This window comes from Prevotella sp. CAG:255 (assembly GCF_000431195.1).
GTDB lineage: Bacteria > Bacteroidota > Bacteroidia > Bacteroidales > Bacteroidaceae > Prevotella > Prevotella rara.
Genome location: NZ_HF986840.1, coordinates 24,401 through 46,645 on the forward strand (window position 1 = coordinate 24,401; position 22,245 = coordinate 46,645).

16 protein-coding genes are annotated in these 22,245 nt (G+C 48.1%); 6 read left to right on the top strand and 10 right to left on the bottom strand.

Annotated features, from left to right (window positions below):
- Window positions 1-27 precede the first annotated feature (27 nt).
- The 5 genes from QVO66_RS10900 to QVO66_RS10920 all read left to right on the top strand — a co-directional run bounded on the left by QVO66_RS10900 (window position 28) and on the right by QVO66_RS10920 (window position 5,595).
- Window positions 28-741, top strand: a complete 714-nt coding sequence (locus QVO66_RS10900) for a pyridoxine 5'-phosphate synthase (RefSeq protein WP_021855530.1) — start codon at window positions 28-30, stop codon at window positions 739-741.
- A gap of 55 nt (window positions 742-796) precedes the next feature.
- A complete protein-coding gene (locus QVO66_RS10905) occupies window positions 797-1,360 on the top strand; it encodes a DJ-1 family glyoxalase III (protein WP_021855531.1) in 564 nt (187 codons plus the stop codon).
- Between the two features lie 226 nt (window positions 1,361-1,586).
- Window positions 1,587-2,252, top strand: a complete 666-nt coding sequence (locus QVO66_RS10910) for a 2-C-methyl-D-erythritol 4-phosphate cytidylyltransferase (RefSeq protein ID WP_021855532.1) — start codon at window positions 1,587-1,589, stop codon at window positions 2,250-2,252.
- A gap of 56 nt (window positions 2,253-2,308) precedes the next feature.
- Window positions 2,309-4,408, top strand: coding sequence for an ATP-dependent DNA helicase RecG (recG, locus tag QVO66_RS10915; RefSeq protein ID WP_021855533.1), 2,100 nt, complete (start codon window positions 2,309-2,311; stop codon window positions 4,406-4,408).
- 245 nt (window positions 4,409-4,653) lie between these two features.
- Window positions 4,654-5,595, top strand: coding sequence for a peptidoglycan DD-metalloendopeptidase family protein (locus QVO66_RS10920; protein ID WP_021855534.1), 942 nt, complete (start codon window positions 4,654-4,656; stop codon window positions 5,593-5,595).
- 333 nt (window positions 5,596-5,928) lie between these two features.
- On the opposite strand, the gene QVO66_RS10925 is transcribed toward QVO66_RS10920, so the two are convergent.
- The 6 genes from QVO66_RS10925 to QVO66_RS10950 all read right to left on the bottom strand — a co-directional run bounded on the left by QVO66_RS10925 (window position 5,929) and on the right by QVO66_RS10950 (window position 15,514).
- Complete coding sequence (locus tag QVO66_RS10925) at window positions 5,929-6,723, bottom strand: glycosyltransferase family 2 protein (RefSeq protein WP_021855535.1); 795 nt, start codon at window positions 6,721-6,723, stop codon at window positions 5,929-5,931.
- Window positions 6,720-7,997 (bottom strand): glycosyltransferase family 4 protein, encoded by a 1,278-nt coding sequence (locus QVO66_RS10930; RefSeq protein ID WP_021855536.1) that lies wholly within the window; start codon window positions 7,995-7,997, stop codon window positions 6,720-6,722. The genes QVO66_RS10925 and QVO66_RS10930 overlap by 4 nt, the downstream gene beginning before the upstream one ends.
- Before the next feature lie 1,344 nt (window positions 7,998-9,341).
- Window positions 9,342-9,827 (bottom strand): 2-C-methyl-D-erythritol 2,4-cyclodiphosphate synthase, encoded by a 486-nt coding sequence (gene ispF, locus QVO66_RS10935; RefSeq protein ID WP_021855538.1) that lies wholly within the window; start codon window positions 9,825-9,827, stop codon window positions 9,342-9,344.
- A gap of 114 nt (window positions 9,828-9,941) precedes the next feature.
- Entirely contained in the window at window positions 9,942-11,123 is a 1,182-nt protein-coding gene (gene porV / locus QVO66_RS10940; protein ID WP_021855539.1) for a type IX secretion system outer membrane channel protein PorV, read from the bottom strand.
- A gap of 213 nt (window positions 11,124-11,336) precedes the next feature.
- Complete coding sequence (gene porU / locus QVO66_RS10945) at window positions 11,337-14,900, bottom strand: type IX secretion system sortase PorU (protein ID WP_021855540.1); 3,564 nt, start codon at window positions 14,898-14,900, stop codon at window positions 11,337-11,339.
- The gene (locus tag QVO66_RS10950) at window positions 14,897-15,514 is read right to left on the bottom strand and encodes a fumarylacetoacetate hydrolase family protein (RefSeq protein ID WP_021855541.1); all 618 of its coding nucleotides are present in this window, start codon (window positions 15,512-15,514) and stop codon (window positions 14,897-14,899) included. Before QVO66_RS10950 ends, porU begins: the two co-directional genes overlap by 4 nt.
- A gap of 2,164 nt (window positions 15,515-17,678) precedes the next feature.
- Here QVO66_RS10950 and QVO66_RS10955 point away from each other — a divergent pair.
- On the top strand, window positions 17,679-18,668 hold the full coding sequence (locus tag QVO66_RS10955) for a Gfo/Idh/MocA family protein (protein ID WP_021855542.1): 990 nt from the start codon (window positions 17,679-17,681) through the stop codon (window positions 18,666-18,668).
- A gap of 483 nt (window positions 18,669-19,151) precedes the next feature.
- Here QVO66_RS10955 and QVO66_RS10960 read toward each other — a convergent pair whose 3' ends face one another.
- The 4 genes from QVO66_RS10960 to QVO66_RS10975 all read right to left on the bottom strand — a co-directional run bounded on the left by QVO66_RS10960 (window position 19,152) and on the right by QVO66_RS10975 (window position 22,135).
- Window positions 19,152-19,460: a HigA family addiction module antitoxin gene (locus tag QVO66_RS10960; RefSeq protein ID WP_021855543.1), complete on the bottom strand. Its 309-nt coding sequence runs from the start codon at window positions 19,458-19,460 to the stop codon at window positions 19,152-19,154.
- Window positions 19,461-19,482: 22 nt separating this feature from the next.
- Complete coding sequence (locus QVO66_RS10965; protein WP_021855544.1) at window positions 19,483-19,785, bottom strand: type II toxin-antitoxin system RelE/ParE family toxin; 303 nt, start codon at window positions 19,783-19,785, stop codon at window positions 19,483-19,485.
- A 324-nt stretch (window positions 19,786-20,109) separates the two neighbouring features.
- Entirely contained in the window at window positions 20,110-21,237 is a 1,128-nt protein-coding gene (locus tag QVO66_RS10970) for a helix-turn-helix domain-containing protein (RefSeq protein WP_021855545.1), read from the bottom strand.
- A gap of 331 nt (window positions 21,238-21,568) precedes the next feature.
- Window positions 21,569-22,135 carry a hypothetical protein gene (locus tag QVO66_RS10975; protein WP_021855546.1) on the bottom strand — a complete coding sequence of 189 codons (567 nt, stop codon included), beginning with the start codon at window positions 22,133-22,135 and terminating at the stop codon, window positions 21,569-21,571.
- Window positions 22,136-22,245 lie beyond the last annotated feature (110 nt).

Below are 22,245 nucleotides of genomic sequence, written 5' to 3' on the forward strand. Positions count from 1 at the left end.
ACTGCTAACTAAATAAATTTGTAAAAAATGACGAAATTAAGCGTAAACATCAACAAGGTGGCTACAATACGCAACGCACGCGGAGGCAACAATCCCGACGTGCTGAAAGTGGCCGTTGATTGTGAAAAGTTTGGCGCGCAAGGCATCACCGTGCATCCACGTCCTGACGAAAGACACATCAGATACCAGGACGTAAGAGACATCAAACCACTGATAACCACAGAGTTTAACATAGAGGGCAACCCAATTGACAAATATATTAAGCTGGTGCTCGAGGTGAAGCCCACCCAGGTAACACTTGTGCCCGATGCTGACAACCAGATAACGAGCAACCACGGATGGGACACAGTGGCCAACAAGGGCTTTCTGACCGACGTGATAGGACAGTTTAAGGAGGCAGGCATCAGGACGTCGATATTCGTCGATGCCGAGCCTAAGATGGTTGAAGCGGCACGTATGTGCGGCACCGACAGAATAGAGCTTTACACTGAGCCATACGCAGCAGGCTATGAGGCCAACCGCGAAGAGGCGATAAAGCCGTTCATAGAGGCGGCAGAAGTGGCAAGAGAAGTGGGGCTTGGCCTCAACGCAGGACACGACCTCAGTCTGCAGAACCTGACCTATTTCCATCAGAACATTCCATGGCTCGACGAAGTCAGCATAGGTCACGCACTGATATGCGATGCGCTGTATTTCGGTCTTGAAGACACGATAAAGAGATATCTGGCTTGCCTGAAATAAGGCTATGCCATCATTATACAAATAAACGTTTAAACCTTAAAATTCAGAAAACCACATGGCTAAAGTTTATGAATTCCTGGCTACAGGCTTCGAAGAGATTGAAGCCCTCATACCATTAGATATTATGCGCCGCGCAGGCGTTGAGTTTAAAACCGTGAGCGTTACAGGCGCAAAGGAAGTTGAATCGGCACACGGAGTGAAAATCACTGCCGACCTGCTGTTTGAAGAGGCTGACCTCAGCGACGCCGACCTGCTCATGCTGCCGGGCGGACTGCCGGGAGCAACCAACCTCAACGAGCATGTTGGAGTAAAGAAGTCTCTCATAGAGCAGAACCGCAAGGGCAAGATGATCGGTGCAATATGTGCCGCACCTATGGTGCTTGGCGGAATTGGTCTGCTGAGGGGCAAGCGTGCCACATGTTATCCCGGATTCGAGAAATATCTTGATGAAGCAGAATACACACATGAACTGTGCACCGTAGACGGCAACATCACTACCGGAGAAGGTCCGGCAGCCACCCTGCCCTATGCCTACACACTGCTCGAGGCTCTTACCGACCATAAGACAGCCGACAGCGTGGCCGAAGGCATGATGTTCAAGCATCTCATGATGAAATAACAACAACCGGCTCATCAGCCCGGATACGGCAGCAAGACTTGTATTCGGGCTGATGAATATATAAGCACGGATTAGCCCCCGTGGCGGCGTGTATGCATGATGCGGAACACATACATCTGGCCTGCATCTGAAGATATAGCCTGCATGGGCACAGCTGCACGCCCATACACACATAGAAAACTTACTGACAATAAGACAAAACAAGAAGAATCACAAGAAGAATATTATGGACTATGTTGTAATCGTTGCCGGAGGCAAAGGATTGAGGATGGGCTCTGACATACCAAAGCAATTCTTGCCTGTCAACGGATTTCCTGTCCTTATGCACACAATAAAAAGATTCAAAGAATACAGCACCACGCTGAAAATAATACTTGTGCTGCCTAAGGAACAACAGGAATATTGGCACGAACTGTGCAAGAAATATCACTTCGCTGCTGAATATCAGATAGCAGACGGAGGTGAGACACGCTTCCACTCTGTCAGAAACGGACTGGCATGTATACCCGACGACGAAACCGGAGTGGTAGGCATACACGATGGTGTGCGCCCGTTCCCGTCGATTGAGGTGATATCCAACTGCTATGAAACAGCAAGAACACGCAAGGCCGTGGTGCCGGTTACGCCCGTAGTAGAAACCCTGATACATCTCAACGCCGAAAACAAGAGCACCACCGTGCCAAGACAGGAGTATCGCCTTGTCCAGACGCCGCAGACCTTTGACATACAGCTGCTGAAGGAGGCATACAAGCAACCCTACCGTGAAGACTTTACCGACGACGCCTCTGTGGCAGAAAGCATCGGGCAAAGTCCGACGCTCATAGAGGGCAACCGCGAGAACATAAAGATAACCACTCCGTTCGACCTGCTTATAGCAAGGGTGCTGGCGTAGATAATTTGCTGACATAATATTTTCATCTAATCTGAAACATCTCTCAAAACGCGACAATGCTCGACATATTAGACCAGGACATACAGTATCTTCCGGGCGTAGGCCCAAGGCGCAAGACTCTGCTCAGTAAGGAACTGGGCATCAGCACCTATAAGGAACTGCTTGAATATTACCCCTACAAATATGTCGACCGCAGCCGCATATACCGCATAAACGAGCTTTCGGGCGACATGCCCTTCGTTCAGATACATGCAAGAATACTGAGTTTTGAGACTTTCGAGATGGGGTTCCACCGCACAAGGGTAGTGGCACATGTGTCAGACGGAACCGGAGTGGCAGACATCGTGTGGTTTTCGGGAGCAAAATACATCATCAGCCACTATAAACTTTCTACCGACTACATAATATTCGGCAGACCTACCGTGTTCAACGGGCGCTACCAGTTTGCACATCCCGACATTGATCCGGCATCAGAAATGCAGCTATCACAGATGGGACTGCAGCCGTATTATGTAACTACGGAAAACATGAAGAAGACGGGCATGACGTCGAGAGCCATCGAAAAGCTCATAAAAAGCATGCTCGACAACATGAAAGAACCGCTCAGGGAAACCCTGCCCGACTTCATAACCAAGCCGCTGAACATGATATCAAGGGACGAGGCGTTCAGAAAAATACACAACCCCAAAACGCCCGACGACATGAGCAAGGCCCGCTACCGTCTGAAGTTCGAAGAGCTTTTCTATGTTCAGCTCAACATTCTGCGATACGCAAGCGACCACAGGCGCAAATATCGCGGCTATATATTCAGCCGTGTAGGCAAGACGTTCAACGACTTTTACTTCAACAACCTTCCTTTTCCGCTCACAGGCGCACAGAAACGTGTCATTAAGGAAATAAGGAAAGACATGGGCTCGGGACAGCAGATGAACCGTCTGCTGCAGGGCGACGTGGGCAGCGGCAAAACGCTCGTGGCACTGATGTCCATGCTCATCGCCATAGACAACGGCTTTCAAGCCTGCATAATGGCCCCGACAGAAATTCTGGCGGAACAGCACCTTGCCACAATACAGGGAATGCTCGGCGGAATGGACGTAAACGTAGAACTGCTGACCGGCATGGTGAAAGGCAAGAGGCGCAAGGCCGTGCTGGAAGGACTGGCCAACGGAAGCGTAAACATACTGGTGGGCACCCATGCCGTCATCGAAGACACCGTGCAGTTTGCACGCCTTGGCTTTGTAGTCGTAGACGAACAGCACAGATTCGGAGTGGCACAGAGGGCACGGCTATGGAACAAGAGCGACAACCCGCCGCACGTGCTGGTCATGACAGCCACGCCTATTCCGCGAACGCTGGCAATGACCATATACGGCGACCTGGACGTGAGCGTCATAGACGAACTGCCGCCGGGACGCAAGCCTGTAGTGACAATACATAAATATGACGACCAGACAACAAGTCTGTATAACGGAATAAGGAAACAGATCAACGAAGGGCGTCAGGTATATATCGTGTTCCCGCTGATAAAAGAAAGCGAGAAGATAGACCTCAAGAATCTTGAAGACGGATTTGAAGGACTCAAAGAAGCGTTTCCCGAATTCAGGCTGAGCAAGGTTCACGGCAAGATGAAGCCGGCTGAAAAAGAAGAGGAGATGAAGCACTTCGTGTCCGGCGAGACCCAGATACTCGTGGCCACCACCGTAATTGAGGTAGGCGTAAATGTGCCGAATGCATCAGTGATGGTAATACTCAACGCCGAACGCTTCGGCCTGTCACAGTTGCATCAGCTGCGCGGCCGTGTAGGACGAGGAGCCGACCAGTCATACTGCATACTTGTAAGCAAGCGCAAGTTAAGCGAAGAGACACGCAAGCGAATAGACATAATGTGCGACACCAACGACGGGTTCAGGATTGCAGAAGCCGACCTGAAGCTGCGTGGCCCCGGAGACCTTGAAGGCACACAGCAAAGCGGAATGGCCTTCGACCTCAAGATAGCCGACATTGCGCGCGACGGTCAGCTGGTGCAGCTGGCACGCGACGAGGCACAGAAAATAATTGACAAAGACCCCATGTGTCAGAAGCAGGAATATGCCATGCTATGGAAAAGGCTTGACTCACTGCGCAAAACAAACATAAACTGGTCTGCCATTTCATAGGTATTTTAACTAAAATGCTAACAATATGAATATCAACCAGTTAGTATTAGTTAAATTAGGGACACCTTGCATGCCAGTTTGTTAAAGTGTCCATAAAGTTGTTAAACCGGAAAACAACTATCACACTTTTTTATTATCTTTGCAAAGGTTTTTATGATAGGCCGGAAAATTTTTATCTGTTGATTTTTTCTGACTATCGCCCGCGGCAGCCTCCGCACTTTTATCTTAACCAAGAACAATAAATTATGTATTTAATAAAAAGAACAATAAAGACATTAGCATTTACGGCATTATTTACCCTTACGGCAGTAACGGCATCAGCCCAGGATCTGCTGGCCCGCCAGGCACCTATCGACAGAAAGATGAAGGCGGTTGACACTTTAGCCCTTAAAAACATAATACAGAGAGAACAGACCGGCTCCCCTTCAGCACAGCTTTACAAGGAATGGAGCAACAAATATGCTCACCGCGCCACAACCCTTCCCGATTCTTTTCTTATTAACCTCAAGCACTTCTGCATGCCTACGACAAGCAAAGTCATAACGTCTAACTTCGGACGTCGCTGGGGCCGCATGCACAAAGGTATCGACGTGAAGGTTTATATCGGCGACACAATACGTGCCGCATTCAGCGGAAAAGTAAGAATAGTAAGATACGAAGCCAACGGATATGGCAACTATGTGGTTATACGCCACTATAACGGACTTGAGACTATATACGGACACATGTCTAAGCACCTGGTTGAAGAAAACCAGACTGTAAAAGCCGGAGAGCCCATCGGACTTGGCGGAAACACCGGACGAAGCACAGGTTCTCACCTCCACTTTGAGACACGTCTCTGCGGCGTAGCCCTCAACCCGGCACTCATGTTCGACTTCAAGAACCAGGACGTAACAGGCGATACATATATGTTCCGCCGCGACACTTATAACAACGACTCAAGACTTGCAAACAAGGAAAGAGGAAAAGACGACAACGAATATGCATCAGCAGAGAACAGTTCATCGTCTGACAAGAGAAGCAGAAACAACGACAGCGGCGACATACGCTATCATAAGGTTAAACGCGGAGAGACTCTGTCGAGCATCGCAAAGAAGCGCAACACAACTATCGAGGAGCTCTGCAAGCTTAACCACATAACAAAGAAGATGCGCATACGTCCCGGACAGATCTTAAGATACTCATAATTGTTAATGTCTATAAATGTCAAGCGGCTGTCAGCATTATGCTGGCAACCGCTTTTTTATTCCAATCGGTCATCAGGCGGGCTGAAAGCATGAATACACAAAATTGATAAAGCTATGTGCGGTCTAATGACCGACTGAGGGTTATGTTTTCTGCCAGACATACCTGTTTCTGCCGCCTGTCTGAATCTGCATTTTCCTGATACAGCCGCCATGCCTGCGAAAAAGCAGACGGCAGCACTTCCGATATAAGACAGCAATACTTTCTATATAAAACAATACGCCCAAATCAGCATGACCGATTTGGGCGTAATTTATAACTGATATTTCTGATTCTTATTTTTTTATCACCGCACGTATGACAAACCAGGCATGCATAACGATAGTGGTAAAAAGTCCGTAATGACGGCTCATAACATCAAAACGTTCAAGAAGCGAGGCCCTGTGGTTCTTTGTCGACTGCCCCTCACGCTGATAGTCGGCAATGGTGGCATGAACGTTCACCAGTGGCAGCGACTCTTTCTCTGCTTCTTTCATAATTCTTATACACCAGTCAACATCTGCCGAAAAACGATAACGCAAGTCGTAAGGAACCTTCTGCGCCAAATCAGTGCGCGCATAAAAAGCCTGATGGCACACAAGCATGCCATGACGGAAAGAGCGCCACGTGAGTTTTTCTGGCGGTGTAAGCCTGCGCCGACTCATATAGTTGCCGTCATTATCCACCCAGTCGGTATCACCATACAGCACTCCCGGCAGCGGTTTTCCTTCGCTGCTGCACTCTTCAAGACGTGCGTTGGCAGCAATAACATCCAACGTATCGGCCGACGGGAAGAAGTCTCCGGCATTGAGGAAACACACATAATCGCCCGTAGCCAGCCGGCGCCCCTTGTTCATGGCGTCATACAGTCCCTTGTCAGGTTCGGAAACGATCCTCACCTCATGGCCGTTGCAGGCTGCATTTGAAGCCTTTTTATATTCTTCTGCCATATTCTGCGTGCCGTCAGACGAAGCCCCGTCTATAATAAGATGCTCCACTGCCGCATAAGTCTGCCTCGCAACGCTGTCAGCCGTGCGCATAAATACATCGGCCGCATTATACGTAATTGTTACAATCGTAAACTTTATCATAATCTGTAATGCCTGTAAGCCCTGGCCTGGTTATAAACCTCGATATACTTCATCGCCACGCTCTGCTGCGAATAGCTTATTGAAACCTTTTTCACCGCATTGTCGCTCAGCTCGTCATAGTCGGCTTCAGAGAGCACCCAGCGCATGCCTTCAGCCAGATCTTCGGCACTCTTGTATTCAGCCACATACCCATTCTTGCGGTGATCTATCATCTCCGGGATGCCGCCCGACTTAAATCCTACGCACGGCACGCCGCAGGCCATAGCCTCCATTATAGTGTTAGGCAGATTATCTTCAAGCGAAGGCAGCACAAACAAGTCGGCCGCGTTATACACATCTATAATCTTCCGTTGGTCGCTGACATAGCCGAGCGGACACACCGGAAAAGCCAGCTTGTCGGCATAGTCTTCCGAGTGGCCTCCAAGGATAACTATGTTCGTGTTTTCCTTCATCTCAGGGCAACGCTCTGCCATAATCTCGCAGGCACGCACCATATAGTCCATACCCTTGCGCTTGTCTGTTATGCGCTGTGATACGACCAGAATAAGACGTCTGTCAATAGGCAGCGACAGACGCATGCGTGCCTCGCGCTTGTCAGCCGGCTTATATTCGCGCGTATCTATTGGGTTAGGTATGCTGACCACCTGCTTTCCCGTCAGCAGCCTGCTGCCGCGCACGGCTGAACACAGCCATTTGCTGCACGTAACGAAGAATATGTTGCGCGACGACCACACCTTGGCCTTGCGCCTCCATATCTTTGCCGAGAGGTCGTTGGCCGAGCCTCCGCCGGGCAGATACTGACAGTTATGACATCCCGTGGTCTTATAATAGTTACATTTGCGGGTGTAGTGACATATACCCGTAGCCGGCCAGAAGTCGTGCATTGTCCACACTACAGGCTTTCCGCTGTCGATAATCTTGCGTATATCCTTTATAGAGAGCATGCCCTGGTTTATCCAGCTCAGATGTATCACGTCGGCCTCCTTAAACTCGCGCATGCGAGTTATGTCAGTGCCGGCATTTGCTATGTCAACCTCAAAGAGATGCTTCCGTGAAAAGTGCATATGACAGAAAATGCACCATCGCTCCCACAGGAAGTTCCACCGCTGCCATATACCTTTAGGCAGCTCCACCACCGTGATGTCCGAAGTCTCCTTGTCGCGCACCAGCATCTTAGCCTTAACGCCATTATTGTTAAGAGCCTCCATTAGCCGGTTGGCAGCCACGGCGGCGCCTCCGGTCTTCTCGCTTGTATTTACGATTAGCACCCGCATTGTTCAAAATGTTTATGTTTTTTATTGCAAACACAAAATTAAAATAAAATACTTATTCTACCAAATTTAACGGCTGTTTATATGCTGTTATCGCACACAATTTATTGATTTGCGTCAAGAAAAGCGTCTTTGATTGCAAAAAGACACGTGCAAGTATTGACAGATAACGTTTTTCGCCGTATCTTTGCAGCATCAAAAGGTTAATAAATTGTTTAGGTTAGTAAATAGTATTAGTTTAAGGTAAAGTTTTCATGATTATTTAGGATGACAAAGGAGGCCGTGAGGTTCCCTTTCGAATCGAAAAAGGTTTTTTAGTTAAACATATTTTTAATACGCTGCAGCTTGCTGAAAGTTGCAGCGTGTTTTTTATACTCACAAAAGTTCCAAACAGACATAGCTTCAGTCAGTCATTAGACCGTTTTTGTCTATTCCGTACATTCATGCCTTCAGTCCGTATTCTTGCTTTATATAGGCGTTTTTTTGTGCTACGTGATGTGCAGCAAAAAGAGACTACGACATAAACAATAGCGCACAAATTCAGACAGCCCGTAGGGCTACACTTTTGTAACCGGGTGTGGCGAAGCTCAGCGAAGCCACGCCCGGTTGTTCTGCTAAGATAAGCATGCACCCGAAGAGGTGCTACTTTAAAACATGTTTTCTAAGTGAGTGTTTTTTATAACAAGTATCACCACTTCGGGTGATTTCCCATGTTTATGCATCCGTGGGTGTGCCACCCACGGTTACTGAAATATAGCCCTTCGGGCATCTCTTACCAGATGTGCCGGTTGATTTACAATTATCGTGCAAACGAGAGCAGAAGCAAATTATATTTGGTTATGCTTTCGCTTGCACGACAATCAATGGAATTAATCTGCCATAATATAAGTATAAGGAATCAACAATCAGCGAAGCTAATTTCAATCTGCTTGCTTCCTATGTATAATTTATAGGTAGAAGTTGCGGATCAAAGATCCTGATATTCGATACTGTCGGATCGCAGATCCGACAGAACATTAGTCTTGCTGTTTCTCTACAATTCTTATATTCAATGCTGCCGAAATTTCAATCCAAATGCTTCCTATGTATAATTTATTATAGGTAGGAGTGCGGATCGCAGATCCTGATATTCGATGCTGCCGAAATTTCAATCCGATGGCTTCCTATGTATAATTTATAGGTATTAATCTCGGATCAAAGATCCTTATATTCAATGCTGTCGAATTTTTCGCTGCGCTCAACAATACGTGCAGATCCGACAGAACATTAGCCTTGCTGTTTCTCCGCAATTATTATATTCAATGCTGCCGAACTACTGACCGAATTCCAATAACAGATTTGCTATGATCAGTCGTCCTTGCGTTCTATCAGCACCACGGCATAAGCGCTTATGCCCTCTTCACGACCCGTAAATCCAAGTTTCTCGGTTGTAGTAGCCTTTATGGATATGTTGTCCTCATCGGTGCCTATAACTTCTGCAAGGCATGCCTTTATGGCCGGCACATGCGGATTGATCTTAGGGCGCTCGGCACACACTGTGGCGTCTATGTTGCCTACCACATATCCTTTGCCGGCAATAAGTTCAACGGTCTTGCGCAGCAGCACCTTGCTGTCTATGTTGAGCGTGTCGGCCGATGTATCAGGAAAATGATAGCCTATATCACGCATATTGGCAGCACCGAGCAGCGCGTCGCATATAGCGTGTATAAGCACGTCGGCATCGCTGTGTCCCAGCAGTCCCATGCTGTGCTCTATCTTTATTCCTCCGAGCCATAGGTCACGGCCCTCAACAAGTCTGTGAACGTCAAATCCAAATCCGGTTCTAATCTTCATAATCGTTTATTTTAATTCTGTTTTGCTATTCAATATGATAATGTAAAACAAGAAGTCGCATGGGCGCGGTATTTCTGGCTCATGCGACTTCTTGTTTTTCCGGCTCCCTTCGGTTTATCTGCGGAACAGGTCCTTTATGCCGTCCATGTCGAATCCGAGAGTGAAACGCAGTGTCTGGTCGAGCGGGTTGCTCTTTGCCGTTGCGATTACATAACCGCAGTCGAGCGAAAAGGCGCTCATGCGGAAACCGGCACCTACGGTGAAGTATTTACGGTTACCCTTGTTCTCCGACTCATGGTGATAACCGGCTCTCAGCGTAAACTTGTCGTTATACACATACTCAGCACCTACACTCCAGTTTATCTCCTGCAGCTCTTCCTTGAATCCGCCGGGAGCATCGCCGAAGCTCTTGAATATACCTGATATGCTCGACACGTCGTAATATTCTTTCTGAACGCGCTGCTGATAGTCTTCTGTCGACTCGCCTTCCTCCTGCTTAGGATATGTAGGCACAAGGAGCTTGTTGGCATCTGCAGCTATGGTGAATCTGTTAAACTCGTCGATGGGCACCATCAGGGCAAGACCAAGACGCATGTTCGTCGGTATAAACTCGCTGTTGTCATCACCTCCGAACGTAATTTTGCTACCGATATTGCTTATGTTGAGTCCGATGCCGAGCTGACACTCGCGCGCGCCAATGTTTATATAGTCGTTATAGTAGCAGGCAATGTCGGCTGCAAACGCACTACCAGGCGACGTATCGTCCGTGTAGTCGTATGTAAGGTCTGAGTAGATCCATCTTACGGCAGCAGCCAAAGAGAACTTCTCGCTCAGCATAAGCGAGTAAGCCACGTCGAACGACATTTCATAAGGGTTAATCGTCATGCCGTTGCTCTCGCCTGTCGTGCTGTCATAGTTGGTCATAACCTCACCCAGCGAGAAATATCTCAACGATGCCGACACGGCACTGTAGTCGCCAATGCGGTAATATCCTGACAGATAAGCAAGGTCCATGTCGCTTACGAGCTGACGCAGCCACGGCGTATAGTTGAGCGACACTCCTGCACGGCTTATACAGAAAGGATACTTGGCAGGGTTCCAATATTGCGAGTTGACATCAGGGTCGGTAGCCACACCGACATCACCCATACCGGCGGCACGTGCGTCGGGGGCTATCATCTGTGAAGTTACTGAGGTGTTAACCGGATTAAACATGTCCAGCTTGTCCTGAGCAAAGGCTCCGGCCGAGGCCACAGCAAGCATCAATGTCAACAATATTCTTTGACTATTCTTCATTCTTTGTCTTTATTTCTTTTTCTGTAATGATTATGCAACTAAAAAACTTTTGTCATGCGCAGAAGCGACATGCGCCTTGATATAATAACCGCTTTTCTCTCATTTTATTGTGTAGTGCGGTCATTAATGCCACATTTAGCGCCGCCATGCCTTATTGTTCCGGCTGCCGCCATGCAGCGTCAGACATGGCGCGTCACCGGTGCGGCTGCCGTGTCAGCGCGATATGATAATCAGCTTCTTTGCCTTCGACACCATGTCGCTGCCGCTGCCGCCAATCTTCACGCGGTAGATATAGACGCCTGTCTGCAGCTTACCGCCGTTGCTGCCTGTCAGGTCCCAGTCTACGGTATAGTTGTTGTTTGCCGACACACCGCTCTCCTTGTGTTTCCACAGAGGACGGCCGCTCATGTCGAACACCTCAATCTCCACGTCAAGGTTGCTTCCGGCGCGGTCGTGGTTGATGATAAACGTTGTCGACGTTCTGGCGGGGTTGGCCGTGCAGTTGATGTCTATCAGACCGGGGCGCAGACCGCTCACCACGTTGAACGTAAGTTCGGTGGTGGTCAGGTTGTTCATTATGTCCCATGCCTTAAACCTGAGCGTGTGCATGCCCGGCTCAAGCTCCGGTATGCTGTAGTATGTAGAGCCGCTGGTGTAGCTGCCGAAGTCGTAGCTGAAGTTGTCGTTCAGCACGTATGTCTTGTCGGCATCGCCGTCTATGGTCAGCATAAGGTCGTGGCCTATGCCGCTGCCAGTGGTGTTTATTCCGTCTTTGTCGGTTATCTCGGCCACGAAATAAGGCGTTGGATTTACGTTGCCGCCGTTGACAAAGGTCGGAGAGTTAAGATAGCAGTAGACAGACGGGCCTATGCCGTCGTTGTCGAGCGAGCCTGTTCCGCCCACGATGAAGTCTTCGCTGTAGCCGTTCACGGCATCGCCCGTGTCGCCGTTTATTGCAAACACGTTTATCAGTCCGCTCTCGTCGCTGTAGTCGATGTCCTTGCCCACGGCAAACAACATGCTGAACTTGCCTGCCCTCACGCTGTCGGTGCCGTTGAACAGGGTGTTTGAGCGGTCGTAATATTCAAACGGAGTGCTTGCTCCCTCGCTCGACGTGTTGTTAAGCTTGCACACAACGAGCTTCTCGGCGTCTCTCACGGTCAGCGTGGCCACGCCTCTGAAGGCCTCGTCAATGCTGCCCGACGCTCCCTCTATGTGTCCTTTCACTGTGGCCACGGAGCCTGCCTTGAGCTGAGGCAGAGTCTCGGCAGAAGCCAGGGGCACGCCGTTGATGCTGTCTACCACCACTCTCATCTGCGGCAGGTTGAGCTTCAGGGCGGGGTCGCCCAGCAGCGAATATTGCAGCTTGTTCTCCGTCTTGTCGGCGCCCGACTCTATAAGGTCGTTCTTGGCCAGGCGCTGCGCCTCGCCTATAGTGACATAGGTGCCGTTCTGCGGGGTGAGCAGGGCCTTAAGGTAGGCACGGTTGATAGCCCTGTTGCGGTCTACCCACACCGTTCTCGTTGTTCCGTAGAATGCCACCGCACCACCGTTGCTGTTGAGCACCGCCGTCTCGCCGATGTTCTGCTGCTGCGAGTCGAAGGGCATGATGTCGCACGACGCCGTTATCCACAGCGGCAGGTTGGCGTTGCTGAAGCCGGAAAAGTCGGTCAGCGTGAGCACACGCTCGTGCGATATCTGGTCGGCACGTCCGTGTCCGCTGTAGTTCATTATCAGCGCGCCGGCGCTTTGCTGCTGCTTTATTATCTTGGTCACGTCGGGATATGTGTTTCCGGTAGACGTTGTTACGCAGGTGTATGCGTCCCACATGACGCGCTTTACCTGAATGGCGGGATTGATGCCCTCAACCACCTTTGCCATTTCGTCGGCATCGCTCATGTGCTGGTTGTTGTTGCCGTCGTCGCCCATAAACATCATCACGTTCTGCCAGCTGCCGGCATTTTTGTTTTCGGCGTAGCTTATGGTCTTGTCAACCATTATCTTCGCTTCTTCTGCGGTGCGCACGGGGAAGCGTCCCACAGCCATGTCGAGCTTGTCGGTCTTCGGATTGCCGCCCTCGCCGTCGTCTAACAGGCAGAAGAATCCGTCGTCAACGTAGCAGTCGGTGGCGCTGAATGAGTTTTCGCTCTCATGACACAGCAGGAAATCGTCCTGACTGAGACTCGAACACTCTTGCGTGTTCATGCGGTTGTCCCACACGCAGTCGCCAAACAGCAGCAGGTGCGACGGCATGTCGGCCTCTGTCTCGGCGCGGTCGTAGAGCATCTTCAGATAGCGGCGGTATGCGTTGGCGTCGGGCGTACCGCTCGAAAATTCGTTATACAGTTCGTCGGCCGGCACTATGCGCACTCTCATGCCGTCTTTCTCCTCGTGCAGTTCCTTTATGCGCTGCGCCTGAGCCGTAAGAGCGGCAGAGGTGGGCACTATGATTATCATGTCGGCAGCCTCGTCGGCATGATGGTTCTGGTTGGTTATGTTATACACATATTCGGGCACGCTGAACTCACGTCCGCTCAACGTGGGGCACGGGCGCGGCTCGTCCTGCGTTACGCTGATATAGTCGAGCCTTGCCGGACCGCCCGATACGGTGGTTATCGTAACCGTGTCCGACGGCGACGCGTAGGCGTTGCTGTAGGTCATGTTGACCGACTTGCCGTGGTCATATTCGCCGAATGTCATGCTGAACGTGCGCGTGTCTGACCCGTTAATCTTTATCTGCACCGTGGTGGCCTGTCCTGCGGTGACGCTGGCATAGACCTTACGTATGCCCTGACACGGCGAAGAGTTCTCCAGGATATATGTCTTCGACGTTCCTGCGCTTATCGGCGTGTTCTCATAAAGGTTGCGTCCGCCCTGATACCATGCATAATTGTCTATCTCGTGCAGGAAGTGATAGTCGTCGGCAGAGGGATAGAACGAGTCTACAAAGGCTGTGCTGTCAACGGTGAGCGGCTCGCCGTCGCTCTCGGTAAGGAAGTAGTAGCCGTAGTCGGAGTAAGGATTGCGGGTGCGCGTGGTTGTTGTGTTGCTGCTCCACGACACCGGTCCCTGCGCATGGAACAGCCTGCGGCCGTCAACATAGCATGTGGGCACCTCCTTCAGGTCGTCATACTTTATCAGGTCGTCGGCTTCGAGACTTTCGTTCTGCAGCGCGCCGCCGTAGCCATACACCTTTACGCGGCTCATGTCGCTGAATCCGGCGCGGCGTATCAGCGCGTCGGTTATCTGATATATGCCCGTAGAGGGCACGCGTATCTTTGCCCAGCGGCCTTCGGCCAGCACCGACTTGGCGGCATAGCGGCCGGCAGGACTTACGGCTTCGGCTCTCGAGGCTGTCCTGAGGGCAGCGTTCTTAGGCTTAGCCTCAACGTCTATCATAAAGCTCACCAGCTTCTGCCACTTGCCCCCGCGCTTTACCACCGGCACAAACGACACCTCGATGCGTCCGCGCTTGCGCTCCGTAACCACGTTGACCTCCAGCTCCGGCATTTCGGGCATGTTGTCGCCGGCAATCTTCAGGCAGCGCTCTACGTCGCCGTCGCTCATGTCGTAAAATTCGGGATATTCAATCTTTACCGTATATACAGAGTCGGCCCATGCGCCGCCGAGCGGCAGCGAACAGGCAAAGCGCGGCAGCACGCTGTCTATCTTAACCTCGTCGGCAGTGAGGTTAAAAAACTTCTGCACACTGCTGCCCATGATGTTGCAGCAGCAGAGCAGCGCGATAACCGACAATAATATTTTTCTCTTTGTCATTTAACGTTAAACTCCAATACCTTGCGGTCTTCAAGCCAGCCCGTAAGGTGGTCATCAATATGAACGGGGCCCACTCCGGCCGGAGTGCCCGTATAAAGGATGTCGCCGGTCTTCAGCGTGAACCATTGACTTATGTAGGCTATAATCTCGTCTACCTTGAAGAGCATGTCGCTCGAGCAGCCTTCCTGAACGGTGTTGCCGTTGATGTCGAGGCGGAAATGTATTGCCTGTATGTCGCGAAACTTCTCTATGCTCACCCATTCGCCTATTGCAGCCGAGCCGTCGAAGCCCTTGCACAAATCCCACGGCTTGCCTTCGGCGCGCAGCTTGTTCTGCAGGTCGCGGGCGGTGAAATCGATGCCCACGGTTACGGCGTCGTAGTATCTGTGGGCGAAGCGCTGCGGTATGCTCTTGCCCAGGCGGCAGATGCGCACCACCAGCTCTGTCTCATAGTCGATGCGTCCGAGCTCGTCGGGCAGGAAAAACGGCTTGCTGTCTTTTAGCAGAGCTGAGTCGGCCTTTGTAAATATCACAGGCTCTTCCGGTTTATATAACGTTCCATCCAGCTCTTTATTGTGCTGGATATAGTTCATTCCTACGGCAAAAATCTTCATAATCTGATACTTGTTTATACTTTATCCTAATAACACGGCGCCAGCGTCTCTGCAACAACAATCCATACCCGCACCGTGTTGTCTGTTGCAAAGATAAGATTTTCTGACGAAATGGCAAAAGGATATTTATTAGGAGTTATTTATTAAGGAGTTAAAGAAGTTAGAGTAGTTAAAGGAGTTAAAGCCAAATGCTTTTTTTACAATAAAGCGCCGGCAGCATAGCGGATTGAAAAAATCCTTATATTATATTCCGGCAGATTAATTTTATTGATTGTCGGCTGCGCTCGGCATAACCAAAATATAATTTGCTTCTGCTCTCGCTGCACGACAATTGCAAATCAGCCGGCACATTAGTCTTGTTGGTACAGAATTGTAAAGAAACAGCAAGGCTATTGTTCTGTCGGATTTGCAATCCGACAGCAAAAAATATAAGGATCTGCAATCCGAAAAACACACCTATAAATCAAAAAATAGGAAGTAATCGGATTGAAAATCCTTATACTCAATTCCGGCAGATTGCAAATCAGCCGGTACATTAGTCTTGTTGGTACATATCCGTCGGCACGGGAGAAGGCACAATAGCGTCGTTGCTACATATCCGTCGGCACGGGGGATTACAAATCAGCCGGCACATTAGTCTTGTTGGTATTATGCCGCTTGTAGGAAGCAACAAAGCTATTGTTCTGTCGGATATGCTATCCGACAGCAAAAAGTATCAGGATCTGCGATCCGAAAAACATACATATAAATCAGCAATAGGAAGCAAGCGGATTGAAAATCCTTATATTCAATTCCGGCAGATTAATTTTATTGATTGTCGGCTGCGCTCGGCATAACCAAATATAATTTGCTTCTGCTCTCGCTTGCACGACAATTACAAATCAGCCGGCACAATAGTCTTGTTGCTGCAGAATTGTAAAGAAACAGCAAGGCTATTGTTCTGGCGGATATGCTATCCGACAGCAAAAAATATCAGGATCTGCGATCCGAAAAACATACCTATAAATCATAAATAGGAAGCAAGCGGATTGAAAATCCTTATACTTAATTCCGGCAGATTAATTTTATTGATTGTCGGCTGCGCTCGGCATAACCAAATATAATTTGCTTCTGCTCTCGCTTGCACGACAATTACAAATCAGCCGGCACATTAGCTTTGTTGGTACATATCCGTTTTTTAGGCTACAATGCATTTGACTTTAACTACTTTAACTACTCTAACTACTTTAACTCCTAAAACTTAACCTCTCCAGAATTGCCATGCTCATCACGAAACCGCGGTTTGGTGCGAAAAATTGCACAAAATCGACATTTTTGGTAAAGTATTGATATATCGGCTTTTACCAAGATTACAGAACAAAATGGCAATGGTTAAAAAATATTACTCGGCCACTTTTCATCCAAAAGTGGGCCGTTTACGATTCGGAAACGTGCCATTTGCACGACAAAAAGCAACGCTTTAGAGCATAAAAACAGGCGTTATTCTGAATGAAACAGCGTATAAAAGCAAACGAATGTTAATATCATATGGTCTACAAGCGTCTAAAATTAACATCCGTTACGAATTAGTTTTCCAGATTGAAAAAAATTTTTGTCCTGACTTTTTACTTTTTATCACGTAGCATAAAAGCAACAAGGCTAATGTTCTTTGTGGTTGGAAATTCTTTGTAGAGAAGCAACAAGACTAATGTTCTGGCGGATATGCCATCCGACAGCATAAAGTATCAGAACCAACGGTCAGCGAAGCTAATTTGTGATCCGAGACTCATACCTATTAATCAAAAAAATAGGAAGCAAGCGGATTGAAAAATCCTTATATTCAATTCCGGCAGATTTTTCGCTACGCTCAACAACTCGTGCAAATCAGCCGGCACATTAGTCTTGTTGATACATACCGAGAATTGTAAGAAGCAACAAGGCTAATGTTCTTTAGGCGTAAAATTTACGCCGGCATCTGCATCAAAAAATTGCGGAATTGAAAAATCGGAACAGTCAAACTATCTGTAATACAAAATAATTGTATAACTTTGCTTTCGGTAATCAGAGCGACTGTTGTTCGCAGTTCTTTATTCTTTATCATTATAAGGACACGGCAAATTTTCGACAATCATCTAAATTACAAGCATTTACGATTAATCAACATCACTTTAAGACAAGTATATATATGGAACAAATATTTCGTGTAGGCATTATCGGCGCCGGCAGCATTGCGGCATCAATGGCCGAAACTGTAGGGCGCATGCCGGAAGCACATCTTTATGCCATAGCATCGCGCAGCATTGAAAAGGCCAGGGAGTTTCAAGACAAATGGGGCGCAGAAAAGGCTTATGGCTCTTACGACGAACTGATACAGGATGAGCAGGTTGACCTGATTTATATTGCCACACCACATTCGCATCATTATGAGCAGGCGCGCCAGTGCCTGCTGAATGGCAAGGCCGTGCTGTGCGAAAAGACATTTACAGCCAACAAGGCGCAGGCTGAAGAACTGGTGGCGCTGGCCCGTGAGCGCAAAGTGTTCCTCGCTGAAGCCATCTGGACACGCTACATGCCGTTCTCTAAAGAAATAGTAAAGATGGCGCACAGCGGCGAGCTGATAGGCCGTCCGTATATGCTGACAGCCAACCTTGGCTATCCGATAGAGCACAAAGAACGCATAAAGAAACCGGAACTGTGCGGCGGCGCCCTGCTCGACCTGGGCGTCTACCCCATCAACCTTGCCTTCATGCTGTTTGGAAATTCGCCTGAGCGCATAATGTCATGCTGCAGCAAAAACGAGCTGGGAGTTGACCTGCAGAACAGCATGACCTTTATCTATCCCGAAGGAGAGATGGCCGTGATGCAGACCACGGCACGCTGTGCCAACGACCGCATGGGAGTGGTGTCGGGCGATAAAGGCTATATGGTTATCGACAACATCAACAATCCGCACACGGTAACTGTCTACGACACTAACCACAAGCAGACAGGCATATACACCTGCCCGCCACAAATCACAGGCTATGAATATGAAGTGCATGCCGCCATGGAAGCCATACGCAAAGGCGTGATTGAGCCTGAAGACATGCCGCACGCAGAAACCTTACGCATTATGGAGCTGCTTGACAGCCTGCGCAAAGAATGGGGCGTGGCTTATCCGTCGGACAAGCTATAAAAAATTGTGTGGGCAAAATTGTAGAGAAACAACAAAGCTAATGTTCTGGCGGATATGCCATCCGACAGCATTAAATATCAGAACCAACGGTCAGCGAAGCTAATTTGCGATCCGAGACTCATACCTATTTAATCAAAAAAATAGGAAGCAAGCGGATTGAAAAATCCTTATACTTAATTCCGGCAGATTGCAAATCAGCCGGCACATTAGCTTTGTTGCTACATATCCGTCGGCACAATAAATATAAGAATTGTAGAGAAGCAACAAGGCTAATGTTCTGGCGGATATGCTATCCGACAGCATAAAGTATAAGGATCTGTGATCCGAAATTCATACCTATTAATAAAAAATAGGAAGCAAGCGGATTGAAAAATCCTTATATTCTATTCCATTGCTAATAAGCCGGCACAATAAAATTTCCCGTCCCGGCATATTCATTTTGTGGAATATGGCGAGACGGGAAGATTTAGGCATGTAAGCAGTCTAAAGCATGGCGGCGTGTTTGCGCACCTGCTTGAGCCGCTCCATGAACGACGGGGTTTCGGCGGCCTGCCTCATACTGCAGTCGATCTGCATTTTCATCAGTAGCGAAGCACTGATGCCCAATGCTGCTTCAAACAGCATGGCCGTCTGGGCCGTGACAGGACGGCGACAGTTAAGTATGTCGTTCAGCATTTTGTATGAAATGCCCATCTGTTCTGCCAGCTTGCGCTGTGACAGTTTGCGCTCTTCAGTTTCTTCCTTAAGGAGTTCGCCCGGATGTATGGGGCGTTGACAGATGTGTTTTACCATAATCATATTATTTATAATGGTTCTACAATTCCAGTATATTGCAAATAGTAACCACCGTTTCCGATGATACTTGTTCTACAGTGAACTCTATACGGTACTGGTCGTTCACACGAATTGAGGAGATGCCTGCTTTATCGCCTTTCAGTACTTCATAGTGAAGCGAGTTGATTGCGTAAAGTTCTTCAACACTCTCTGCCAATTCCAGCACTTTAATGCGTAACTGGTAGCGTGTTATGATATGTGGTTGAAATCGGTGCTTTTTGTCGGTGGTCTTACCTTTTTCGTACAACTGGCGCAAATAGTCTTTATCAAAATGTATCTCCATTTCTTCCCATATTGTTCACGTGGCAAAGATAGTAAATTATTTGCAATAGTCCACTAATTAGGTGGATTTGTTTTGTATAGCTGCCATAAGTTTCTGTAATCCGAAACTCATACCTATTAATCAAAAAAATAGGAAGCAAGCGGATTGAAAAATCCTTATACTTAATTCCGGCAGATTTTTCGCTACGCTCAACAACTCGTGCAAATCAGCCGGCACATTAGTCTTGTTGGTATATGCCGCTTGTAGGGAGAATTGTTTCAGAGAAGCAATAAGGCTAATGCTCTGGCGGATATGCTACTTGTGGTGATTGGAAATAATTGTGAATTATGAATTATTCTTGGTCTTTCTCCATTTTGCTGGTGAGCATCCTTCTTTGTCTTTAAAAGTCTTCATAAAGTGGCTCTGCGAGAGGAAGCCTGAGGCTTCGGCTATCTCGGTGATCTTTTGGTCGGGATGGTTGGCCATTCTTTGCTTTGCATAGTCTATGCGCAGTTGCGTTATCCAGTCGCGGAAGGTTGTGTTGAGCGATGTGTTGATATAGACAGAGAGATAGGTGCGGTTGGTGTGTAGGGTTTCGGCAAGTTCCTTTATCGTAAGTCCCTGTATGAGATAGCCTTCATTTTCAATCCATTTCTTTATATTATCTGCAATATCGGTATGGCATGTAGGCAAGTCGTCGCTGCAGATTTCACCGGCGTCGGCATCGCACAGGATGTCGTCTTCAGAAGCAATCTCGCTCTCCATGACATTCTCAACCTTCTCATAGAAGAGCATGTAGTTATGGTAACAGTGGAACAGGTAAATGTAGAAAGGTATCGACGAAAGTATCCACACATAGATGTATTTGTCGGGCAGGAACGTGAGCAGGCCGCAGCCAACGCCAAACACGACGGCCCAATAGGTGAAGACGGAGAGCCAGCGTATGTAGGCCCCGATGTTGTCGGAATGAGTGTCGTCGAAAATCTTTACCGCCCTGCGGTATGCCAGGACGAGCCTTCGGGCAAGAGTCAAGCCGTAGATCACGAGCCATGTGGCCATGATAAGCAGTCCGGTCTTTTGGGCTATGCCCTCGGACAGCATAAGCAGAACAATGGCCGAAAGCACGGAGAACAGCAGCCAGAGACAGATGTGGGTGAGCAGTCGGCGGCGTGTGATGTAGAAGCGGTCGAGCAGAGTTGTGAGTGCCGAACTGAAGAGCCAGTAGCACAGAAAATAGGTTGAGAGGTTCATCAGTATGGCGGCATTGACATTCTTAAACCTTATGCCGTAAAAGAAATGTACCGAATAGTTGGCGGCGAGCAGCAGCATGGCTATGCCCATGATGCGCCGTGAACGTATATAATTGCTGAAGATAGCCTTGTCGGGCGTGTGCGCCAATAAAAAATAAAAGCCGAAGAATATCATCAACGGCAGGGCTATGCATAATGAAAAACTGTATATAGAATAGTCCATAAGGTGTTGTCTGCGATTATGTTATACTGCAAAGGTATAAAAAATTATCAGTCGGTAGTCTGGTTTTCCTTCTTTTTTGTCTTTTTTTCTGTAATAATGAATATAAATCAAAAGACAGTGTAGGCAATAAGGCTTAAACGCAAATTTGTAAGAGTGCCTGTGGCTTAGATACGCCGGAATAATACAGAAGCATCTGATGATGCAAGACATCTTAGATGCAGCATAATCTTATGGCATAGGCAGATGTGACTTATGGAAACAGAAATCCCTCATATTTTAAGCCTTATAAATTATTAAGACATAAAAATATGAGGGGAATTATACAACAATGTTATTTATTATTGGGACATTCTTTGTTATTACATTCCTTGCCGGCGCAGTTTGCCTGATTGCCCGGGCATACGCCTTTGCACTGACGCATATTTTGTGGGCCGCGCTTGAATGCTTTGTTGTTTTTACAGTTCATACGGGGTGAGAATTTTGCGCAGGCACGTTTGCCTTTTCCGTTTTTACAGAACACCTGCTGCAACTGGCGTGCGTTCAGCACTGTCTTAAATTTCTTATAATATTTCTTTTCAACGTCAAGGCGTTTCTGCTTTGCATCAAAGCGCTTTTCTATACGTTCGCTAATTTCTTTTTCCGTAAGTTCTGAGCAAGGCTTCTTGGCAACCTCTTTATTGGGGCATACATCTTTAAGCTCCTTTAGGTATTCTGTATACATCGGTACGAACTTTGCCTTTGCGGCGTCGTCAAGCATCATCTTGTCAGACAGAGCATTAGCCTTGCGCTCAAATCTCTCTTCCGGTGTAAGCTGTTTCTTCTCAACTTTGTTGTTCTGTGCCATTGTAGGCATTATTGCCATGAATGCTATGGCCAGAGACATAATAATTTTTTTCATAAGTTTCTACTTTTAAGTTTATTATTCTGATTTATTGGAATACAACTGACTCTGTGCGGTTGGTACCTTACGCCGTTTAGAGCAGCAGTCTTAATCCGTTTACAATAATA

Bases quoted from the DNA above. Each gene is read 5' to 3' on its own strand.
- QVO66_RS10900 (WP_021855530.1), top strand. From the start codon at position 28: ATGACGAAATTAAGCGTAAACATCAACAAGGTGGCTACAATACGCAAC.
- QVO66_RS10905 (WP_021855531.1), top strand. From the start codon at position 797: ATGGCTAAAGTTTATGAATTCCTGGCTACAGGCTTCGAAGAGATTGAA.
- QVO66_RS10910 (WP_021855532.1), top strand. From the start codon at position 1,587: ATGGACTATGTTGTAATCGTTGCCGGAGGCAAAGGATTGAGGATGGGC.
- recG (WP_021855533.1), top strand. From the start codon at position 2,309: ATGCTCGACATATTAGACCAGGACATACAGTATCTTCCGGGCGTAGGC.
- QVO66_RS10920 (WP_021855534.1), top strand. From the start codon at position 4,654: ATGTATTTAATAAAAAGAACAATAAAGACATTAGCATTTACGGCATTA.
- QVO66_RS10925 (WP_021855535.1), bottom strand. From the start codon at position 6,723: ATGATAAAGTTTACGATTGTAACAATTACGTATAATGCGGCCGATGTA.
- QVO66_RS10930 (WP_021855536.1), bottom strand. From the start codon at position 7,997: ATGCGGGTGCTAATCGTAAATACAAGCGAGAAGACCGGAGGCGCCGCC.
- ispF (WP_021855538.1), bottom strand. From the start codon at position 9,827: ATGAAGATTAGAACCGGATTTGGATTTGACGTTCACAGACTTGTTGAG.
- porV (WP_021855539.1), bottom strand. From the start codon at position 11,123: ATGAAGAATAGTCAAAGAATATTGTTGACATTGATGCTTGCTGTGGCC.
- porU (WP_021855540.1), bottom strand. From the start codon at position 14,900: ATGACAAAGAGAAAAATATTATTGTCGGTTATCGCGCTGCTCTGCTGC.
- QVO66_RS10950 (WP_021855541.1), bottom strand. From the start codon at position 15,514: ATGAAGATTTTTGCCGTAGGAATGAACTATATCCAGCACAATAAAGAG.
- QVO66_RS10955 (WP_021855542.1), top strand. From the start codon at position 17,679: ATGGAACAAATATTTCGTGTAGGCATTATCGGCGCCGGCAGCATTGCG.
- QVO66_RS10960 (WP_021855543.1), bottom strand. From the start codon at position 19,460: ATGGTAAAACACATCTGTCAACGCCCCATACATCCGGGCGAACTCCTT.
- QVO66_RS10965 (WP_021855544.1), bottom strand. From the start codon at position 19,785: ATGGAGATACATTTTGATAAAGACTATTTGCGCCAGTTGTACGAAAAA.
- QVO66_RS10970 (WP_021855545.1), bottom strand. From the start codon at position 21,237: ATGGACTATTCTATATACAGTTTTTCATTATGCATAGCCCTGCCGTTG.
- QVO66_RS10975 (WP_021855546.1), bottom strand. From the start codon at position 22,135: ATGAAAAAAATTATTATGTCTCTGGCCATAGCATTCATGGCAATAATG.